Consider the following 20,909-nt stretch of genomic DNA (forward strand, 5'->3'; position numbering starts at 1 on the left):
TGCATCGCCACAGAAAAGCTCTGCCTATCCACATTGCGACAGGCAGAGCTTTTCTGCGCGCGGAATAGCACAGTGAACCTTAAATGAGCGAGGAAGAACCACACGTCCGCTGGGCAAACGTCACCCAATATCGCGGGCGACGCCTAACCGGTACACATACTCCGCGAGGAACTCAATGGCCTCAAGGTGCCGCCGCGCCGCCTCCGGCGTATCCCCCCAAGCGTAAATCCCGTGGTTCCTGACGAGTACGGCTGGCACTTCAGCGCGCGCCGCCTCGGCAACAGCTTGGCCAAGGCGCGCTAAATCCGCGTAGTTCGGGACGATGGGGATACTGATTTCCGCATCTTCTTCCCAGTGTCCCAAGGCCTTTAGCAACTCGTGACCATGAATGGCCACGGCCCCCTCGTCCCCATACAACTCACTGACCAGATTATTAAATACTGTGTGAACGTGTAGAATGCTGCCACAAGAAAACTTGCGGTACAACTCGATATGAACACTCGTCTCCGCTGACGGCCGATAGACGGTATCTGTTTGTACCTGCATATGTTCATCAACACATAAGATGTCGTTTGCTTGCAGCCGCTGTTTGTCCGCACCACTGCGGGTAATGGCAATTTTCATCGGATCCCGCTCGACCAACACCGAGAGATTTCCACTGGTCGCCGGCAGCCAGCCCTTATGGCTGCAAAATTGCGCCAACGAAATCACCGCTTGCGCGGCTTCGTCAAAGGTGTGCATATAGATTCGAACCCCCATCTTCAATCACATCGACAATATCGTAGAACGTATCAAATGGCGACGCGGGCAATGCTTGGTCGCGAACGAGATCAAGCAGACGAGCGCGGGCGAAGACGTAGTCCGCCTCTAAAGCCGCCTTGAAATCTGTCACACCGTCGCCAACCACAATGAAGCGCGTCTGTCCATCGGCCAGTTGACGCATCACACTTGGTTTGCACAATCCACAGTCACCCGTACACGCGTCATCGCAGAGAACCCCCCATTTCACGCGGCAGCGTGGGCCGCTGAGATCGAGTTGGTTACAGTAAATATCCACAGGTGTGGATAAGCTGTGGATAACGGGGTGGACAAAAAAGTCAAAGCCACCACTGACAATTGCGACTTTCCACCCAAGTTGTCCACAGCTGTGGATAAATTCCTGAAAGCCCGGTCGCACCACTGTATTTCGCCTGGCGAATGCTGCGATTTCCTCAAAACGCGCCGACGGCAATAGTTGGAACATCTCCTCGACACCTGCGCGCACAGTCTTTTCCCCACGATAGACCGCCTGAATGATAGGTTCGGCCTCGTCCGGTACGAACTCGCGCATCATGGTCGCAATCATATCCTTCTCTGCGATGGTTCCGTCAAAATCACAAATGACACGAACGTTCACGTAGGAATCCCCCACTTCTCCAACGCTTGGCGCAATCTGTCACTGTCCTTGGCTGCGTCGACCAGTGACTGACCTCCCTGAACCGCGCGAATGGCTTCCACGAACGCCTGCCCGCCTGCAGCAGGGCCGCCCGGATGGCCGTGAATCCCGCCGCCTGCGTTGACAATCAAGTCATTGCCAAAGTCGCGGTACAACTGTGGAACCAACCCCGGATAAATCCCCGCTGATGGTGCGGGCAACGCAGGTCTGTGGACAGACTCGCTGCGCAAGTGCCCGATGAGTCGCGCTGTGGCAGCCTCGCCAAGTACGACAGAACCATACATCGACGGAAAAATCACCATGTCGGCCCCCGCCATTCGGGCCAATTGACCCAACACAATGTCTGCTTCTATGCCATAGGTATCCCCGCCGTAAAGGGCGCCGGACACTGCTGGATGGGCAAGAATTGGTACATGAATCTCCGGATCAGCGGCCAACGCCGCGACGACATCGTACCCATACGCGACCATGTTGACCAACAAGGCACCTGCCCCCAGCTCTGCAAGCTTTTGTGCGCGTTGTTGCAACTGGTGTACCGGACCAGTCAAATTGACGGCATACGCCGTCTCACGCCCAGTTTCCTCAGCTACTCGTTCTGCAGCAGCCCGATAGGCGACCACGCGCGCCTCCGGTGTCGCGTAAGCCTCCGTGAAGAATATTTCGTCGTCTTTGACGAGGTCTATCCCGCCTCGCGCCTGTGCCTCAAACTGCTCCACCAATTCTGGCAGCGTAAGCCCCACGCAGGCTTTGAAAATGCTCATGACGAGTGGACGCGTTTCAACGTTGTAGCGGGCGCGACACCCGCTGACACCAAACTTGGGCCCTGGAAACTGCGCGGCAAGCTGGTTAGGAATCTGCAACCGAATGAGACGAATTTCACCATCCATGGACAGTTTCCCAAACACCGTTGTCAACAGCGATGCAAACGTCCCGTCGAAGTTCGCCTGTGGATAACCGATGGAGATCTCCGCGACGACGCGACCACCTGATACCTCGTCAATCACCTCAATGCCTTCCACTTGTCCACAATGCAAGGCCACCTGTTGATGGCGGGTTTGCACAAGTTCAGTCCAGCTCCCTATCGTCAAACCGACGGCGATGCCTTCGGCGCGCTTGGCCAGCGCCTGTGGATTGTCTATCACACGGTACGTGGCAATCACCATTTGTGGCTGGTTGTCCTGGCGTTCATCCATACCCTGTCTCACTCCTACCGTTTCATCATCAACATCATGGCATACTGGCCAATTCGCTGTATAGCTGGGTAACTCGAAAAACGATTGAAATGTGTGTAAAGTGATTGACATTCTACATTTCCACAACCCATTCACACATTACTCACACACTTATCCACATATTTCTGTGGATAAGTGTGTTAAATCGGTGGATAACTCCAGATCATTCTCGTTTTCACAAACGTTCAGAACCGCCGCACAGTACGTAGACAAAACATCCCGGATTCTCTTAAGATAGAACAGTCAAACAACATAATCGTCCATGTGGTTGCGAAATCATAAATTAGGAGGGCTTGCCTGTGGCCACCATTCGTGTACGAAATACCAACGAAGTCATTGAAGGCGAAACAGCGGTTCGCGCTTTTTTGACAGCCAATGACGTCTACTATGACCACTGGGATATCAGTGTCATTCCCGCACCGCTACAAAATAAATACGACTTGACGGACGCTGAAAAGGAGGAAATCCTCGCTTCCCTAAAAGGATACATCGAAGATCTCAGCGCAAAGCGCGGCTATATCAAGTGGGATCTGATCTCCTTGTCCGATACCACGCCGAACATCGAGGAGCTTCTACAAAAATTTGAGCAGGTTCATACACATACAGAAGACGAAGTGCGCGCCATCGCATCTGGGAGCGGCATTTTTGTCATTAAGGGCAATGACGGCTATTTCGACGTGATTCTCGAAGCGGGTGATGTCATCTCCGTACCAGAGGGAAATCCGCATTTCTTCACGCTGACGGATGAGCGGAAAGTGGTCGCTGTTCGCCTCTTTATCGATCCCGCCGGCTGGGTCGCACACCCCTTCAACGACCCCGCCTTCCAAAAAGCGTAAAATCCATCGTGAAAAACAACAGGGGCCACGCACTCGCGTGGCCCCTGTTGCTATTGTGCCGCAATATTTGTGATGGGATCCAAGTTAGCACGTTGGGGTTGCCACCGGAGCCGCAGGAACGAACAGGAAGAACAGAACGAAGATGATCAAAAAGACCACTGCCCAACGCGTATACCCACCGAAAACACCGTACATCTTACATCCTCCTCTTTTGTGCTGCGTCGCTATAGGGTATGGTTGGGGTGTCTTTCGTGAGCAGGGCATTCGCCCGGATACCAGAGCAAAAGCCTTGCGCGAACGCGTTGTCCCTACGCGGAACGCCGGCGTCTCAGCGCGCGAAAACAAAAAAAGAGCCCCCTAGACGGGGACTCGTTGGCTTGGCGGAGCTGACGGGATTCGAACCCGCGGTCTCCTGCGTGACAGGCAGGCATGTTAGGCCTCTACACCACAGCTCCACGTGGTTGCGGGGGCAGGACTTGAACCTGCGACCTTCGGGTTATGAGCCCGACGAGCTGCCAACTGCTCCACCCCGCGTCAGATATGGTGGGTCATGAAGGAATCGAACCTTCAACCTGCCGATTAAGAGTCGGATGCTCTGCCAATTGAGCTAATGACCCACACGAATCGAGAACGCTGATTAATATAACAAAGATGATGAATATCTGTCAACTATTCATGGAGCGTAATATTCTCCACTTCGAATTCGCGCAACTCGGGCACAAACGGACGCCCCTGTTCGGCTCGTTCCTCCAAAAATTTGCGCACCATCTTTTTCACGTCTTGAATCGCATGTCCCTTATTTTGACGAAGCACCTGACACATTGGAATCTCAGCACAAGTCGCAATGTGCATTCCATCCGGCAACTGAAAAATTGAAATGTGCAATTTCATTAAGACAAGCGCCTCCTCCGCGAATACCCACCTGGATTGTATCACGGTAGACGCACATCCCAAAAGATTACGCCTTTGATATCAGCAGGACGTCTTGCGCGAAGATGTCGCACGCTTCTAATGTCTGACGAATATCCTCGGCCAAATCGTGCATAATCAATTGCGCCTCATCGTTCGTGAGCCCGTTCTCCACAATGACATCTTGATTGACCAAGAGATGAATCGAATCGACACGCGCGCGACGAACGCGAAACGGCCTTGTCAAGCGCCGGCGAACATGGTAAATACAAATACGCTGTACCAAACTGTCCACAAGCCTGCGCTCTTTATCCGTCAGCGCGATCCCTGGATGTCTTACTTGTACTTGCAACACCTCAACCATTGCGAAAGCTCCTTAATTCAACACCGATAGTCTCTTTGCTATCGATTCTACTAGGAGTTCCACCGTTTGTCGTTGGTGAGTGTTGCTAGTAACAGAATCTCTTTCCGGCACGCGCGATTCCAACCAAACCCCGCAACTTAATGAAAGCGGTGCGAATGTTTGCGCTCGTGCCGGCCATTAGCTATCCAATCGTGCAGTTGTACACCGTCCAACGCGCCTTCCACATACGTGCCGTAGGGCGCGACGTACGCTGGCAGCCAACCGTTGTTCCGCGCCCAGTCCAATGCTTCTTGCGGACTCGGATGGCCTGTAATCGGGTGACCTTTGCCATCCGTGGTGACAACCCAATAATTGTCGGGTTTATGATCCCCCGTAACCATCCAATCCCCCTGATAGTCATTAATGATGGGTAAATCCTCCGCTTCAAAATAAAACCCCAAACTGGAAAGTTTCTCGTGGTGCTCTTCTCGGCTCACCAGCTTCTCCCCCTTTGCGAGTCCTAGCTTACCCGCCGGGAAACGCGCTTATGTGCGAAGGGGTCGTCGGGGAATGCGCCGGGGGGCGGCGAACGGGATGCTCAACCGGGGCGACAGAAGCCGCCAACAGATTGTCTTATTAAGACACCGCCACCCTTTTTTCACCGATTAAAGCACGAAAAGTGCCTTATTGAGCTTGTTGGGCCATGACCAACCCTCGAAACGCCAAACGGCAAGGGGCTGTCCCTAGCCATCTACGATAGCCTTGGGACAGCCCCTTGCCCGACTCAAAAATCTTTTTGTTTATCCGTGGAACAGCGCTGCGCCGAGGATTAACAGAACGTCTGTAATAACCCAACCCGTGACGCGGGTGCCCTTACTGCGGCGCCTACTGGTGAAGATGTGCGCGATGATGATGGCCACGACCATGAAAATTGGGTGCCAGACAAAGGAAGCGGCGGGTTTGGCCATAATCCAGGTGATGATACCAATGATAATCTGCAGATCCATTAGACCAATCGCGGCACCCCGAAGCCCTTTTGGTGCGCCAGAGCGCGTGGAGATTTCCCAAATCGTCACCACGAGATCTAGGAGAATCAGTAGAAGACCATAAATCATATGGAAAGCAATCACATATGTTCCTCCTTGCTTGTACAAAGCTATCTCCAGATTACCGCCTAGCTTGCGCCTTGTGCAACGGATTCAGCCGAATATTCGTGGCGAGACGACAAACAATACGCAAGTACACGATTGATTCCTGTCATGGAGGCGATGTCGATGAAGTCTGTTGCAGTGGAACAAGGGCTGACTCCTGTCAAGCAATACTTGGAAGAGCGTGGATGTCCAGTGGTGGACATGACGGCAGACCAACCGCAGTCCCAGCCGGGCGTGTGTGCCATCGTGATTACCGGTGCCGACAAAAATGTAATGGGCATTCAGACTGTGGTCAACAATGTCCCCGTGATTTCTGCGGACGGCTTGACGCCTGAAGACGTCTACCATCGCGTGCAGGAATTCATTCATTAAGCAAAACGCAGGACGGGCCATGTACTGCCCGTCCTGCGTCTTCACGCAATATAAGCGCTTGCAGATTTTACTGAAATACCAAGCGCGCTGCGCCGAGAACGCCCGCCTGGGAACCCAGTGTTGCCGGTACAATGCTGCAAGACCGGCTCACGCGCACCAGCGCATCCCGCGCAAATGCCGCACGTAGTGGTTCAATCAATGCATCCCCGGCGCCGACAACGCCACCCGCAATAATAATGACATCCGGATTGAGCAAATTTGCCCCAATGGAGAGTCCGAGCGACAGCCAACGAATCATATCCGCGACAGCCACCTGTGCGATTTCGTTGCCATCTGCGGCGAGGTCAAATACTTCTTTCGCAGTTAAATCTTCTGATTGCCCGACGAGGCCAGCTTCCTTGGCGTGGCGCACTAAAGCGGTTGCGGACGACAGCGTCTCAAGACAGCCGTGGTGCCCACAGTTGCACAACTCGCCGTCATTCTTCACCTGAATATGACCAATTTCGCCCGCCATCGTGGACACGCCGCGGTGGATGCGCCCGTCAATCACAATGCCCCCACCAACACCGGTTCCCAATGTCACACACAGTGCCGTGCGCGCATCCCGACCCGCCCCCAGCCAGACTTCACCCAATGCAGCCACATTGGCGTCATTATCCATCCGCACCGATTTGCCTAGAGCATTCGACAACAACTCGCCAATGGGTACGTTGTACCAGTGCAGGTTGACCGATTCTTCCACCCAACCCTTGTCTACGTCCATAAAAGCAGCCAGACCAACACCAGCGCCTATGATGCTATCCCACACGACAGCGTGTTTTTGCGCTAGCGCTTTGGCGTATTCCGCAACTTCCAACGAAAACCGTTCCGGGCCGCGAGCGGGATCCGTCGGGATCGACCCTTGCGCGATAACGGTTCCATCTTCCTTGACAAACGCTACTTTGACGTTCGTTCCGCCAACATCTATTCCTAATGCCACACGTTCGGTCATCCTGAAAGTTCCTTTCCCAGTTGCGCCCGTCTTCCATCAATAGAGCGGACACTTTTGTAGTCTTCACTGCCGCTGCTCGTACAAAATTTACGATGACACCCCGAATTTTAGTCCGTCGAGTATTGTATCATGTCTGCGCTTCAACTGAAGCCAGTTTTTCTTGAAAACCCTTCAAGCAATTGGTGCCAGTTCCAGCCCTGACGTTATCCTTCGCGTATTTTACCACAGCGCCTGAACCATCGCGTAATGCCATTCTAATGCCGTCTCAGATGCACGATAAAGCCTTGTACTGTGGCGAATTTCATTTATTCCTTCGAGAGGCGTATGATATTTGGTAGTTCATGTTCAAGGGGTGGCAATTTCGTGAGACGTCTCTCGCCAAGCAAAACGATATTTCTAATCGCATTTCTCGTTATCATGTGGGGCGTCAACTGGCCGTTGTCAAAAACCGCATTAAACTATACGCCGCCCATTCTCTTCGCGGGCATTCGCACGCTGTTGGGTGGCGGTCTACTGCTATTCGTCGCCCTACCCAAACGCAGACAATTGCAATTCAAGCGGCACTGGAAAATTTATCTCGCGTCGAGTGGGCTCAACATCGTCTTGTTTTATGGACTGCAGACCGTTGGATTAGGTTATCTACCCGCCGGACTTTTCTCTGTCATCGTCTTTTTGCAGCCCGTTCTACTCGGAATTCTATCTTGGATTTGGCTTGGTGAAGCGATGTACGGGTTAAAAGTGGTTGGGCTGATTCTGGGCTTCGTGGGCGTCGCTATCGTCAGTGCAGGCAGTCTGTCTGGTCACGTCTCCGTCATTGGCATTCTACTCGCCATTGGCACCGCCATCGCTTGGGCACTCGGTACAGCCTTCGTCAAGAAACGAGGCGACGTGGTCGACTCCATCTGGCTCGTCACCGTCCAACTTATTGTCGGTGGGTTGTTCATGACGGGCGTCGGCTCGACGGTGGAGCGCTGGTCGGATATCCAGTGGAGCCTGTCCTTTGTCGGATTGCTCCTATTCATCTCGATTTTCGTGATTGCAGCGGGATGGTTGGCCTTCTTTACGCTCATCGGTGCAGGAGAAGCGACCAAAGTCGCTTCCTATACGTTCCTCATCCCGCTCATCGCAATCCTTGCAAGCGCCCTGTTTTTACACGAACGTGTCACCATTTATCTACTAGTCGGATTGATTTTTATCCTCGTCAGTATCTACTTTGTCAACCGGCCACGCAGACGCTCACAGCCAAACGACCAACAGGTGGTATCTTCCTAAACGGATACTAATGGCGCTCAGTCAACGTATACGTCCCCGCATCTTGCGTCGTGATAAATGGACTCGGCTCACCTTTGACGGCGATGCGCAATTCGTGCATCGCCCGGGTGCAAGCAGTATAAAACAATTGGCGCTCAAGTGCTCGGTGATACACTTGGTCAGAACCGTCATAAATCACAACCGCGTCAAATTCCACACCTTTCGCGAGATACGCGGGAATGATGAGCACCCCCGGCTGAAACGTCGCCGTCTCCTTGCGGATGAGACGAGCGGACAAAGTCCCGCCAATGCGCTCAAATACGACCTGACTTTCGGCCGCGGTTTTGCAAATGACAGCCACGGATGAATAACCGGCTGCTTGCAAGTCCTCTACCTCGTGTACAATATGCTGATCGTAATCGACATTCGCATGCAGCACAATGACACTGGGCTTTGGTCCCGAGCGGGCAAACGGGATGATTTGCTTACCACCCTCAATCATTCCTCGCGTAAAACACACAATCTCCTGCGTAGAACGATAACTCCGCCACAATTTGACGATTTCCGTTTTATCCGCTCCGTACAATGTCTCCAGTTCACGCGGGTTGCCAAGGCCAGACACATGCGCAAACACCGACTGATTGAGGTCGCCGAGCGCCGTCATTCGACTACGCGGAAATAGTCTGCGTAGCACTTCCATTTGCAATGGAGAGTAGTCCTGTGCCTCGTCGATAATGACGTGCTTCACGGCCGTGTTGAGCGTCATCCCCTGAATCAATTCCATGAAATACAAGTAAGGTGTCGCATCCTCATAAGCGAGTTCGCGGGCATCAAGACGGGTCACCGTCTGTTTACAGATCTCCTGCCAACAGGAGGGCAATTCCTCCTTCGAAAACACTTGAGCGAATCGCGATGCGTCTGCAAACCATTGCCGATACATGCCACGAACGTCAACAAAACGAAGTTGTTGAATCGCGCGGCGAACCTTTCCCATACGCCGGTTGACGACCATCCGCGAGAGTACTTCCTTCTCCTGATTAAAATCGTCAAAAGACGCATCCGCATGTCGTTGCATACGCCGTACCTGATTGTAAGCGCGTTGATAGTCGTCATGATTGAGTAATTCGAGGTCGTCCTCAACCCAAGACTCATGAATCTCCCGCTCGACAAACGCGTCTACCTCTTCCAACAGCCACTTGCGCAACTGCTCCATACGCAAATGCATGCGCAACGAAGGCTCAAACGCATAAAACCGTTCGCGAATCGCTTCCTTTGAGACAATTACTTTGTCGCGAAAGCGAATCGATAAAAAACGCATCCCCTCCTGCATCAAGGCATCGACATAGCGAACCATTCCATCGGAAAAAGGGCGTGTAGATTTGAAGCGAATACCCTCCAAGCGGACCTCGTACGCACGGGTGGAGTTGGCTGTCAATAAGTATTCGAGGTGATCGAACGGATCCTCCAATGTAAACGACCGCCCCAGACGATGTTGTAAATAATCGTAAAACGTCGTCTGCTGCATATTCTCCTCACCCAATTCCGGCAAAACCGTTGAGACGTAACTATTAAACATCGGATTCGGGGAAAACAAAATCATTTGATTGGCAAGGAGCGTCCCTCGGTGCTTATATAGAAGGTACGCGACGCGCTGCAGTGCAGCGGACGTCTTACCGCTGCCGGCTGCCCCTTGAACTATCAACATACTTGCCACGTCATTGCGGATAATTTGGTTTTGTTCCCGCTGAATTGTGGCAACAATGCTCTTCATTTGGGCGTCTGCATGACGCCCCAAAGCCTGCATCAACAACTCGTCCCCGATGGTAATTGCCGCGTCAAACATTACTTCAATCTTCCCGTTGCGAATGACATACTGCTTTTTTGCCGTCATCTCGCCTGCAATTTCCCCCGCTGGGGCCTCAAAGGAGACAGGACCCGGCGCGTGATCATAATAGAGGCTCGAAATCGGCGCCCGCCAGTCGTAAACCAGAATTTCATCGGTCTCCTCGTCGCGAAACGCACCTATACCGATATAGATTTTCTCAACATCGCGCGCACCTTGCTCAATGAAGTCAATGCGTCCGAAAAACGGCGAATTCACCAACCGCGTAAGCAGTTTCAACGCATCTGCAGAATGACTGTACCGACGTTCGCGCTCGGATAAAATTTCAGCCTGCTGGCGAATTGCGAAGTGCGTCTCCGTAATGTCGTCCATATTGCCCAAATTGACTGTCACATCATCCCAAAAATTACGTCGAATCTCCACAACTTCGCTCTTCACGCCACCCATTTCGCGCGCAATGGCATCTATCTTTTGCTTGATGCGCGCCGTAACGTGATGAACATACTGCTGCTCCGCTTGCCACACTTCATTTGCCATGAGTTAAGACCTCACAATCTTTGGTACGTCCCCATGATAATCCCATCGCAACGACGACATCTATGCGTCCGCTGTTCAATTCTCGTTCTCTCACAATGTTTTTCCCGTTTGTGCATAGTGTAAGGTGATTATACTCGTCATTCGAGGAATGAATGAAGCGCAAAATGTCCACACATATAGAACGGAGGTAGAACAGAGGCACGACAATTGCCGTGCCTCTGTTCATCACGATCACGACTTCAGCCCATTTCTCCGCCGAGGGATCTTTGGCGAAGGAGGCTGCAATTGGCTCGCCGGTCGATGTGGCAGTTCCGGGGATACACCGCCATCCGTCTGCAGGCTGGATACTTGGTTCATCACCGAGTCCAAATCATGCGCTTCACCATGCATCTGGTTGCCGTCAGATGTCGGATTGTTTCCCATGACATCGCCTCCCGCCAATGTTTTGACCGCGAGCTTAGCGTGACCGCAGACGGATTTTGATATGCATTACGCCTGAACCATCGCGCCTTCGTGCGACGTCGGATGTTGCGCGTCTTCCTTCGTCAGCCGACGACCGCGAACCAGGTAGTACACGAGCGTCAACCCCAGGAAGATCCCCCAGTATAAGAACAGGTGCCAGAGGTCATTGTGCATAAAGGAAACTTTGCCGCCCCCGACGATATAGCGGAACCCATCAACCGTATAAGTCATGGGCAGATACGGATGAATATCCCGGAAAAATGTCGGCGACAAAATCACAGGGTACGTCCCAGAACTACTGGTCAGTTGCAAAACCAGCAGGATAATCGCAATAAAGCGCCCCGGATTATCCATGACCGTAACAAAAAACTGAATGAGCGACACAAACGTCATACTCGTCAGTAATGAGAAGAGAACAAAATCTGTTACATTATGGACATGCAAGCCAAGTCCAAACAACAAGATAGCGTCGGCAATCAAGGCTTGCACCACAGCGATTGACCCGACCAACAACGTCTTCGACAGGAACCAGGCAAAGCCCGAAGACGGCTTTTTTGCTGGATTGCGGAACGCGACAATTACCGACATCAACAAGGGTCCAACAAATAAGCCGAGCGACAAAAAGTACGGGGCGAAGCCTGTGCCGTAATTATCTACATCACCAGCCTGCAACTGCGAGACGCCCACTGGGTTGGAAGTTGCCGAAATCACCTGCTGCGCGTGCAATACAGGCATTTTATCCACAGCGCGGTTCAGTTGGCTAGCGAGTTGTGTCGCACCACCGGCCACTTCTGTCGTGCCATTGGTGTAATTGCGCAGCGCGCGCTCAAGTATTCCCGTACCACTCTGAAGCTGATTTGCCCCAGCCTGTAACTGTGCCAGACCGGATGCGACCGTTTGACTGCCGTCAACCAAGGCAGGCTCCTGCTTAACAAGTTGCTTGGCACCCTGGCTTGCCTGCTGCAATTTTGGTGTGACACGATTCAACCCCTGCTGCAAGGCGGTGGTGCCCGTCGCCAATTGATTAGCCCCTTGTGCGAGCGATGCGCTCGCTGAAGACACCTGTGACGAACCGGTCGCAACCTGCTGACTCGCCTGAAGAAGTGCTTGGAACGACGGATCCGACGCGACATCTGGGTGTGCAGATGCATACTGTGACAAACCCTGCGCTAACTGACTTGCCCCCGTCGCGGTCTGTTTGGCGCCGCTCACCTCCGTGGCAAGCCCGCTTTTCAACTGTTGCGCCCCTTGGCTGACCTTTGTCGCCGCACCATTTAACTGTCCTGCGGCACTAGCCAATTGACCCAATCCCTGACTCAGCTGTTGATTGCCTTGATAAACGGACTTCGTCCCACTGGCGACTTCCTGCGCACCCGTCGAGGCCTTCGCAATGCCGTTCACCAGGGTACCCTGACTACTCGCCAAACGCGCCGCCCCACTCACCAATTGTGGACCCGACTGTTTGAGTGTCACCGCTCCGTTGGCCAACTTCTCGGCGCCATTCGATGCCTTGTGAAACCCAGTCTCCAACTGCTCGACACCCGTCACCAAATTTGCCGTATACGTCTTGGCTATTTGCTGCGCCGTTTGCGACTGCAGTTTTACCATGGCGTTACGCCCAATAATGCCAGAAATATAGTTTTCTCGGTCATTCGTCACGCTCTTCAGTTTCGGCTGCGGCGCCCCTACTGTAGTAGCGGCGTTCGCAACTTCCGAAGAAAAGTTCTTCGGAATCGTGATGACCATATAGTACTGATTATCCTCCAGGCCGCGGTTGGCCTTATCGGCGGACACGAAATTCCAATCAAAATCGTGATTGCTCCGCAGCTGATTCACGAGCTTTTGACCAGCGTCAATCTTCTCGCCGTCATATATTGCGCCCTTATCGTTATTGACAACCGCGACAGGCAGCCGATTAAGATGTCCATAGGGATCCCAAAACGCCCACAAATAGACCCCCGCATAGATAATTGGGATAAAAAAGATCCCTAGGATAGATATCAACTGCTTTTTCTTTCCATAGTTAAACCGAAATTCATCTCGAATCGTTTGAAACAACTTCATGTCTCGCCACCTCCCTCTATCTCTCTGTGTACCTTGCATTGTGGTTGGTTAGGCTTGGGTGCGATTGAGCCCTTCCGTGAAGACGACGTGGAACACTTGCATCAACGCGTCGTCTGACAGTGGTTCATGTCGACTTTCCCAGTCCACCAGGATGGCGGTGTACGTACGCAGCATGATAAACGCAACAAGTTCCGTGTTGCACGGCTTCACGTCTCCATTTGCCACACCAGCTTCCAAATGCTTCCGCAAATAATTCAACACGGCTTCCTCGACGCGGGCCATGCCCTCGATGACCGCCACAGTCCCCAGCTGTTTGCCTTCCTGGGCGAGTTTCACGAGCAGTTCGTGCTGCGCACGAAATCGCAGAACACTGCGCAACGCGCGTTCGAGATTGTTAAAGAATGTGTCACCAGCGACAATGGAGCCATCCGCAACTGCTCTCATCTCCACCACAAGCCGGTTGAGAATATGCTCCAACAAAGCTTCCTTACTCGGGAAAAACGTGTAAATTGTCCCCTTGCCGACATTGGCGATGCGAGCGACGTTCTCCATCGTGGTTCCCTTGTAGCCAAATTGCCGAAATGACTGTTCTGCCGCCTCGACCACTCTCATCTGAAGGTCCAACGTCTCACCCCCTAACCAATCCAATCAATCTGTGACCAAAATACAAAAACGGTCAGACAGTCAAAAAAGAGTATATCGCTGGATAGATGTCCGTGTAAAGATAGGGATTCGTCGAATCCGGCTGCCATAGGCATGGCCGGCGTTCAGCCCGCTCCGCAAAGGCGAAATACGGTGAACAACCGGCCAAGACACACTTTACTGACCAAACGGCTTACCAAGCGGCAATCGATCCGTCCGTACGAGGCTCCGTCCCCCCAACAAGGGTCCCCGCTTCTGTCCGCCAAATGATTTGACCACGTCCAAAACCACCGACGTCTTCTGCGACATCGACCTCGTGCCCTCGTCTGCGCAAATCCTCTATCACATCGGCGCCATAGGTCTCCTCGATGCTAACCTGATTGTCCTGCATCCATTGCCAACGTGGCGCATCCAAGGCCGCCTGGGGATTCATCGAGAAGTCGAGCGTGTTCATCATCACCTGCACATGGCCTTGCGGTTGCATGAAGCCGCCCATGACGCCAAACGGTCCAACCGCAGCGCCATCCTTTGTGAGAAATCCTGGAATAATCGTGTGATACGGTCGTTTACCGGGTGCCAATACGTTTTTATGGGCCGGATCCATCGAGAAATTATGCCCTCGATTTTGCAACGCGATACCTGTATTCGGCACGACCACACCGGAGCCAAACCCCATATAATTGCTCTGAATATAGGAGACCATGTTGCCCTCGCCGTCTGCAGTCGCCAAGTATACCGTACCGCCAAGTACCGGCGCACCAGGATCCGGCAACAACGCGGTTTCGCCAATACGGGCGCGCTGCTTTGCTGCGTGCTCGTCAGACAGCAACATGTCGAGCGGAATCTCCGCATGCCGCGGATCTGCAATATGCCGCTTCCCATCCGCAAAAGCGAGTTTCATCGCTTCCAACTGCAAATGCGTACGCTCGCGGACATCCATCGTCGAAAAATCGTAACCTTTGAGAATATTGAGCGCCATTAACGCGACAATCCCCTGACCATTTGGGGGCAGTTCCCATACATCATAGCCGCGGTATTGAATGCTGACTGGATTGACCCAGTCAGACCGATGGGCGGCGAGATCTGCCTTGGTCAACAACCCACCGGTCTCACGGGCAAACCGCTCTATCTCCTCCGCGAGCTCACCTTGATAAAATGCTTTCGCACCAGACTGTCCAATCAATTCCAGCGTACGCGCGTGCTCTGCGCTGCGGAACGTCTCACCAGGTTTTGGCGCCCGTCCATCAAACGTAAATATCTTAAACCAATGTTCAAACGCTGGCCCCTCGAGCGTAGAGGCAAATCGCTTGGCGGCAAGCGCCCAATACTTCGCGGCAGTCGGAGACACCGGGTGACCGTCCCGGGCGAGGGTGATGGCAGGATCAAGTACTTGGCGTAAAGTCAGGTTGCCAAAGCGCTCTATTAAATCGGCCCACGCCGCTGGCGTACCAGGCACCGTGACTGGCATCCAGCCAAATTTCGGCATCTCATGATACCCACGTCTCGCGAGTTCCTCGAGACTGATGGCAGCCGGCGCGACACCGCTGCCATTCAACCCGTGTAACTGGCCCTTGTGCCAAACAATCGCGAACGAATCGCTACCAATCCCATTCGATGTAGGTTCCACTACAGTCAATGCCGCTGCGGTTGCAACGGCAGCATCTATCGCATTACCGCCTTGCTGAAGCACCTGTAGCCCAGCTGCTGCGGCCAATGGTTGCGAAGTCGCCACCATCCCACGCCTCGCGTAGACCGCCGTCCTCCGCGACGAGTATGGATAATCAAGCGCATCAAAATTCATAACGTCCATCCTCTCACCTACATTCATTGTCAAACGCATCTCAGATAAATCTGAAACATCAATAGAGACAGTATACTTTGTTTTCGTTTAAAAAGTTTGGTAGATAGGCAAAATCTGATTAGAATATTTATCCTAAGAGACAGGGACGGAGAAGATATCCAAGGCACCGGCCCCCATGAAGATGTATCTACAATTAATGAAGGAGCAGTACGAAAGGCGTCACCTTTCGTACTGCTCCGACACACTTCAAATACACCCTCACAAGTACCCAATTACACAGGTGTGGTCCACTTACCGTCCCGCATAATGGCGATGGTCTGGTTGTCGTGCGTAATCGCATCGATATTCATTTGATTGGAACCAATCATGAAATCGACGTGCATCAAACTGTCGTTTAAGCCATGCGCTTCATAATCACCGTGACCAATGTTCTCGCCACCCTCGACGAGCGGGTACGCACGTCCAATCGCCAAATGGCAAGAGGCATTTTCGTCGAACAGCGTGTTATAGAATAGCTGCCCCATCTCAGCAATCGGCGAATCCACGGGCACCAAGGCCACTTCTCCAAGATAATGGCTACCCTCATCCGCCTCGACGATGTTTTTGAGTGCGCCCTCGCCTTGTTCTGCGCTGTATTCCACAATCCGACCTTTTTCAAACTTCAACCGAATACCATGAATGGTCGTACCGTTATGATTCAGTGGCATCGTACTCGTAACCACGCCATTGACGCCATACTTGCTCGGGGACGTGAAAACTTCTTCGGTCGGCATATTAGCCACAAAAGGAACCCCATCAAGCGCTGGCTTTTGTGCCGAGGTCCAGTAATGTTTCGGTGCCAATTCAACGGTAAGATCCGTGCCAGGTGCTTGGTAATGCAGACTGTGAATATGCAGCGAATTAAGGTAATCACTGCGTTTACGCAAGTTGTCGATGTGTTTGCGCCAATCCTCCACAGGGTCGTCCCCAAGTGCTCGCGCACAAAACAGAATGTCCTTCCAAAGGGCATCAATGCGCTCTGCCTCAGGCAATTCCGGATGAACTTTGTCGGCCCACGCCTGCGTCGGCGCAGAAGCGAGCGTCCACCGATACTGATCTGCGGTACGGCGGTTGTCAAAATCGCGGAACGTCGAGCTAATCGCGCGTTCAGCGGCAGTTACACGAGCTGGGTCAATCCCCTCATACAAATCTGGGTTGGAGGCGGGGATAGCAATAAATGCGGCACCTTCCTTGGCCAGATGCTCGACCCACTCCAGTTGCCACTTCGCGCGTGCCTCAAGCGTTTCCAATGAACCGCGCTTGACAGTTTCACGAATCCACCATTCGTCGCCCCAGTCCACTTGGACAAACTTAGCGCCCGCGTCGTAGGCCACGTCTACCAATTGACGTGCGAACTCCAAATGCTCTGCATACACCTGGCGACGGCCAAATCCAATCACCAAGTTTTGCCCCGGCTGCAAGTTGACGCCGACTTTCACCGCTAATTCCGCATACTTTCTCAGATGTTCTGCCACGAGATGTTCATCTCCTCAGGTCTTTGTCAGTCACGCTATCGTCGGTAACAACCAACGATGCCCACCCATGTTCATAGTATCAGAACAAATCGCGGCTTCGCATCCAATCAAAGGCCACTAAAACGATGAGTGAATCTCGGCGAGTGTTCAGCTAGCCAATACGCGCCGAGGCGCCCAAAAGATTATTTCGGGTGATTGATGTTATTCATCGTGGTAAACCCATCCTTAATCACAGTATCTTGAATATTGTCCTTTGTCACGACGACTGGCTTGAGGAGCACTGCCGGAATCTTCTTTCCAGATCCATTGTCCTGTGTACTATTGACGAGGTCAGACCCCGGTGTTTGCCCCTTCAAGATATCAACGGCGAGTTCGCCGGCCACCTTTGCCTCTTTCGGAACGGCCTTGTAAACGGTCATCGACTGAGTCCCAAGCATGATGTCGTGTAGCCCCGCGTCTGTCGCGTCTTGGCCCGTCACTGGAACCTTGCCAGCCAAATGTTGTGCGCTGAGCGCTTGAATCGCAGAACCCGCTAAACCGTCATTTGCAGCCAGCACGCCGTCGACGTGATTATTCAACTTCGTCAGCGCCTGTTCCATTTCGCGCAATCCATTTTGCGGATCCCAATTCGGCGTATACGACTCATAACCGAGTTTCAGCGTTCCATTCTTGAACAGCGGATCTAGCACGTCATGGGCACCTTTTCGAAAAGCCAAGGCGTTATTATCCGTCTGCGCGCCATCCAGCATCACCACGGTACCGCCCTTTGGCGTATGATCCGCAATATACTGCCCTTGTAACTTGCCAACCTCTTCATTGTCAAATGAAACGTAATAATCCACTGGCGCGAAAGAAATCATCCGGTCATAAGAGATGACTTTCACACCTGCCTTGTCTGCCTCATTCACAATGGTCGCTGCCGCAGACGAATCGACAGCACAAATCACCAGCACCTTCGCGCCGTTCGTAATCTCGGCTTCGGCTTGCTGCTGCTGAGTTGTCGCATCCCCCTGTGCGTTCTGATAATCTACCTTAGCCGCCGGGTCGAGCTTTTTGACCTCAGCTGTGAAATCTGGCCTATCTTGCGACTCCCACCGTGCAGACGACGTCGTATCAGGCAATAGCAATGCAATCGTACCGCTGCCATCGCTGGTTGACGAATTCCCAGCTGCACCAGATTGATTTGACGTACTGGGGGTCGTGACGCCGCAAGCAGTCGAAAATGCCATGACAATGGCCACTGCTACCCCTGTTTTTATCATGTTTCTCATCTTTGATTGCTCCCTTGAGTAAGCGTTTTCATAATAGTAAATCTAGTAAACGAAATAATCAATCTATTTCTTCTGATTTTAATGAAAATCTTCTGATGGCGCTTCACAGAGTACGTAAAAATGAACAACAAAGCAAAGACAAACAGAAGCCCCCTATGCCTAAACAAGGGGGCTATCCAGAAACGCCGCCAGGTTGGACATGATATACCCGTCCCGCTTGGCGGCGCTCAACTTAATTTTCTCTTCCACATCAGTTCACTAAATTAACGACCAGCCCGTGTGCGGCGACGACGCGTGATGGTATCAATCGTAACAGCCAACAACAGGATACCACCCTCGACAATATACTTCGTACTGGAAGGCGCACTAAGTAAGTCCATCCCATTTTCCACACTACCGATAACAAGCGCCCCGGCCAGTGCGTTCCACATGCTGCCGCGTCCACCAAACAAGCTGGTGCCGCCAATCACCGCAGCAGCGATAGAATCCAACAGCAGATTGCCACCGCCAGAAGCGGGTGACGCAGAACCGAGTCGCGAAGCGCCAATAATGCCGCCAATTGCGCCCATCAATCCCGCTAACGTGAAGATACTTATTTTAATCGCCCGAGTATTGATACCAGCGCGGCGCGCTGCCTCTTTATTTCCACCCAGCGCGTAGATATGGCGTCCATATCTCGTCGACTGTGTGATAAACGCGAAGAGGGCGATAAAGACCAACAGGATGAAACCTGCCACTGGAAGTCCACGATACGTATTCAGGACGCCGACGACAATTGCAGAAACCACCAAGACGATAAGTGAACGTGTCAACGTAGCAGTGGTCGACGGGGCAGGCAAATGCCGCTTTTCGCGGTTTTTCTGCATCATGAACGCCCCTAGTGCGTACAACACTGTGACAATGACGACTAATGCCCACCCAGTCGCAGGTGTCAAATACGTTGAAGTCAAATCCAACAACGTCTGGTTCGAAATTGGAACCGTACCGGTATTTCCGAGCATCCCCAAAAGAATCCCCTGATAGCCCAACGAACCGGCGAGCGTGACGATGAAGGCAGGCACGCCGATAATCGTCACCCAAAACCCCTGGAATATTCCAATCAAACCGCCGCTAACCACACTTAACAAGATACACAGCCATGGGTTCACACCAGCGACGGAGAGCAAGACCAGCACGGCGGCTGCAACACCGCTGACAGCGCCGACAGACAAGTCAATCTCACCAAGCAACAAAATAAACGTCTCACCGATACCGAGCATACCGATTTCGGCAATCTGTAAAATCAAGTTTGACAAGTTCCGTCCGGAAAGGAAATTGCCATTGACAGATTGAAAGACAATCCAAATGACGATAAGGGCAATAATGACTGGAATAAGTCCTAAATCCCCGCTTGCAAGCCGCGCCCTCAGGCCGGTTGGCGTGGCGCCCACTGTATGTCGTCCCTTCTGTACATTCGCACTCATTGGGCTGTTGCCACCTCCTCGTTGACACCCGTAATCGCGGCAACCAGTTCCTCACGGTTCGTCTCTGTCTTAATAAAGTTCGCAACCGTTCGACCGAGTCGAAGAACGACAATTCTGTCTGCCACTTGAAGCACGTCCGCCATGTTGTGCGAAATCACCAAGACGCCAACGCCGCGACTCGCCAAGCGCTCAATTAACTCGAGCACCGCTTTCGTCTGCGCTACACCAAGCGCCGCGGTCGGTTCGTCGAGCATGACCAATTTCGAACCCCAGAGCACCGCACGGGCGACTGCAACCATCTGCCGCTGCCCACCGGACAATCCTGCCACTGGCGTACTCAGTGCTGGCAAATTAATGGACAAATCCTGCAATACAGGTAGTGCGCGCTCTTCCATCTCCGCCTTCTTAAGCATCTTCGGAAGTCCCGGAATCAGGGTTCGCTTCAACTCCCGCCCAAGAAACAGATTAGAGACAATGTCCAAGTTGTCACACAAAGCGAGATCTTGATACACGGTCTGAATTCCAAGGCGTTCAGCCACACTTGGACTTGAAAGGGAAACCGGTTGCCCCTCGAAGTAAATCTGGCCTTCATCAGGTTGCTCAACGCCTGCAATCATTTTAATCGTCGTCGACTTACCAGCCCCGTTGTCGCCCACAAGTGCCACGACTTCCCCAGGGTAGACGTCTAACGACACGCCCTGTAACGCTTGCACAGCACCAAAGCGCTTGCGGATGTCTTGAACGCTGAGCAAGGATGTACTTTGTTCACTCGTCACTCCAAACACCTCCAAA

The 20,909-nt window shown here is 52.7% G+C and carries 20 protein-coding genes and 3 tRNA genes; 3 read left to right on the top strand and 20 right to left on the bottom strand.

Features of this window, described 5'->3' with window-relative positions:
• Window positions 1-120 precede the first annotated feature (120 nt).
• From mtnB to J3482_RS07570, 3 genes are read right to left on the bottom strand one after another with little or no spacing between them, the layout of a single operon-like run.
• A complete protein-coding gene (gene mtnB / locus J3482_RS07560) occupies window positions 121-741 on the bottom strand; it encodes a methylthioribulose 1-phosphate dehydratase (RefSeq protein ID WP_146823568.1) in 621 nt (206 codons plus the stop codon).
• Window positions 728-1,396 (bottom strand): MtnX-like HAD-IB family phosphatase, encoded by a 669-nt coding sequence (locus J3482_RS07565; protein WP_146823570.1) that lies wholly within the window; start codon window positions 1,394-1,396, stop codon window positions 728-730. Before J3482_RS07565 ends, mtnB begins: the two co-directional genes overlap by 14 nt.
• Entirely contained in the window at window positions 1,393-2,628 is a 1,236-nt protein-coding gene (locus tag J3482_RS07570; RefSeq protein WP_146823579.1) for a 2,3-diketo-5-methylthiopentyl-1-phosphate enolase, read from the bottom strand. Before J3482_RS07570 ends, J3482_RS07565 begins: the two co-directional genes overlap by 4 nt.
• A gap of 338 nt (window positions 2,629-2,966) precedes the next feature.
• Here J3482_RS07570 and J3482_RS07575 point away from each other — a divergent pair, with 338 nt between their 5' ends.
• A complete protein-coding gene (locus J3482_RS07575; RefSeq protein WP_206922236.1) occupies window positions 2,967-3,503 on the top strand; it encodes a 1,2-dihydroxy-3-keto-5-methylthiopentene dioxygenase in 537 nt (178 codons plus the stop codon).
• A gap of 378 nt (window positions 3,504-3,881) precedes the next feature.
• Here J3482_RS07575 and J3482_RS07580 read toward each other — a convergent pair.
• From J3482_RS07580 to J3482_RS07610, 7 genes are all read right to left on the bottom strand, one after another.
• Window positions 3,882-3,958 (bottom strand) — tRNA-Asp (locus tag J3482_RS07580).
• 3 nt (window positions 3,959-3,961) lie between these two features.
• A tRNA-Met gene (locus J3482_RS07585) sits at window positions 3,962-4,037 on the bottom strand.
• A 7-nt stretch (window positions 4,038-4,044) separates the two neighbouring features.
• A tRNA-Lys gene (locus tag J3482_RS07590) sits at window positions 4,045-4,120 on the bottom strand.
• Between the two features lie 52 nt (window positions 4,121-4,172).
• Window positions 4,173-4,394, bottom strand: a complete 222-nt coding sequence (locus J3482_RS07595; RefSeq protein ID WP_146823598.1) for a hypothetical protein — start codon at window positions 4,392-4,394, stop codon at window positions 4,173-4,175.
• Window positions 4,395-4,461: 67 nt separating this feature from the next.
• Window positions 4,462-4,776: a hypothetical protein gene (locus tag J3482_RS07600; RefSeq protein ID WP_146823600.1), complete on the bottom strand. Its 315-nt coding sequence runs from the start codon at window positions 4,774-4,776 to the stop codon at window positions 4,462-4,464.
• A gap of 137 nt (window positions 4,777-4,913) precedes the next feature.
• Window positions 4,914-5,252, bottom strand: coding sequence for a hypothetical protein (locus J3482_RS07605; protein ID WP_146823602.1), 339 nt, complete (start codon window positions 5,250-5,252; stop codon window positions 4,914-4,916).
• 303 nt (window positions 5,253-5,555) lie between these two features.
• Window positions 5,556-5,885, bottom strand: coding sequence for a hypothetical protein (locus tag J3482_RS07610; RefSeq protein ID WP_146823604.1), 330 nt, complete (start codon window positions 5,883-5,885; stop codon window positions 5,556-5,558).
• 144 nt (window positions 5,886-6,029) lie between these two features.
• Between J3482_RS07610 and J3482_RS07615 the strand changes: the two genes are divergently transcribed.
• Window positions 6,030-6,278, top strand: coding sequence for a YkuS family protein (locus tag J3482_RS07615; RefSeq protein WP_146823606.1), 249 nt, complete (start codon window positions 6,030-6,032; stop codon window positions 6,276-6,278).
• 67 nt (window positions 6,279-6,345) lie between these two features.
• On the opposite strand, the gene J3482_RS07620 is transcribed toward J3482_RS07615, so the two are convergent.
• Window positions 6,346-7,257 (bottom strand): ROK family protein, encoded by a 912-nt coding sequence (locus J3482_RS07620; protein ID WP_223204181.1) that lies wholly within the window; start codon window positions 7,255-7,257, stop codon window positions 6,346-6,348.
• 375 nt (window positions 7,258-7,632) lie between these two features.
• On the opposite strand from J3482_RS07620, the gene J3482_RS07625 reads away from it, so the two are divergent.
• Window positions 7,633-8,541 carry a DMT family transporter gene (locus J3482_RS07625; protein WP_206922237.1) on the top strand — a complete coding sequence of 303 codons (909 nt, stop codon included), beginning with the start codon at window positions 7,633-7,635 and terminating at the stop codon, window positions 8,539-8,541.
• 7 nt (window positions 8,542-8,548) lie between these two features.
• On the opposite strand, the gene helD is transcribed toward J3482_RS07625, so the two are convergent.
• The 9 genes from helD to J3482_RS07670 all read right to left on the bottom strand — a co-directional run bounded on the left by helD (window position 8,549) and on the right by J3482_RS07670 (window position 20,893).
• A complete protein-coding gene (gene helD / locus J3482_RS07630; protein ID WP_206922238.1) occupies window positions 8,549-10,900 on the bottom strand; it encodes an RNA polymerase recycling motor HelD in 2,352 nt (783 codons plus the stop codon).
• A 231-nt stretch (window positions 10,901-11,131) separates the two neighbouring features.
• Window positions 11,132-11,323 (bottom strand): hypothetical protein, encoded by a 192-nt coding sequence (locus J3482_RS07635; protein WP_146823614.1) that lies wholly within the window; start codon window positions 11,321-11,323, stop codon window positions 11,132-11,134.
• Window positions 11,324-11,389: 66 nt separating this feature from the next.
• Window positions 11,390-13,426, bottom strand: a complete 2,037-nt coding sequence (locus J3482_RS07640) for a YhgE/Pip family protein (RefSeq protein ID WP_188332286.1) — start codon at window positions 13,424-13,426, stop codon at window positions 11,390-11,392.
• A gap of 48 nt (window positions 13,427-13,474) precedes the next feature.
• A complete protein-coding gene (locus J3482_RS07645) occupies window positions 13,475-14,050 on the bottom strand; it encodes a TetR/AcrR family transcriptional regulator (RefSeq protein WP_021294705.1) in 576 nt (191 codons plus the stop codon).
• Between the two features lie 211 nt (window positions 14,051-14,261).
• On the bottom strand, window positions 14,262-15,869 hold the full coding sequence (ggt, locus tag J3482_RS07650; protein ID WP_146823617.1) for a gamma-glutamyltransferase: 1,608 nt from the start codon (window positions 15,867-15,869) through the stop codon (window positions 14,262-14,264).
• 272 nt (window positions 15,870-16,141) lie between these two features.
• Window positions 16,142-17,383, bottom strand: coding sequence for an aminopeptidase (locus J3482_RS07655; RefSeq protein ID WP_206922239.1), 1,242 nt, complete (start codon window positions 17,381-17,383; stop codon window positions 16,142-16,144).
• 182 nt (window positions 17,384-17,565) lie between these two features.
• Window positions 17,566-18,654 carry a sugar ABC transporter substrate-binding protein gene (locus tag J3482_RS07660; protein ID WP_146823620.1) on the bottom strand — a complete coding sequence of 363 codons (1,089 nt, stop codon included), beginning with the start codon at window positions 18,652-18,654 and terminating at the stop codon, window positions 17,566-17,568.
• Between the two features lie 263 nt (window positions 18,655-18,917).
• Complete coding sequence (locus J3482_RS07665) at window positions 18,918-20,117, bottom strand: sugar ABC transporter permease (protein ID WP_146823622.1); 1,200 nt, start codon at window positions 20,115-20,117, stop codon at window positions 18,918-18,920.
• Window positions 20,114-20,893 (bottom strand): ATP-binding cassette domain-containing protein, encoded by a 780-nt coding sequence (locus J3482_RS07670; protein ID WP_328702668.1) that lies wholly within the window; start codon window positions 20,891-20,893, stop codon window positions 20,114-20,116. The genes J3482_RS07665 and J3482_RS07670 overlap by 4 nt, the downstream gene beginning before the upstream one ends.
• Window positions 20,894-20,909: the final 16 nt, after the last annotated feature.

Origin of the sequence: Alicyclobacillus suci, assembly GCF_017329615.1 — a bacterium.
Lineage (GTDB): Bacteria > Bacillota > Bacilli > Alicyclobacillales > Alicyclobacillaceae > Alicyclobacillus > Alicyclobacillus suci.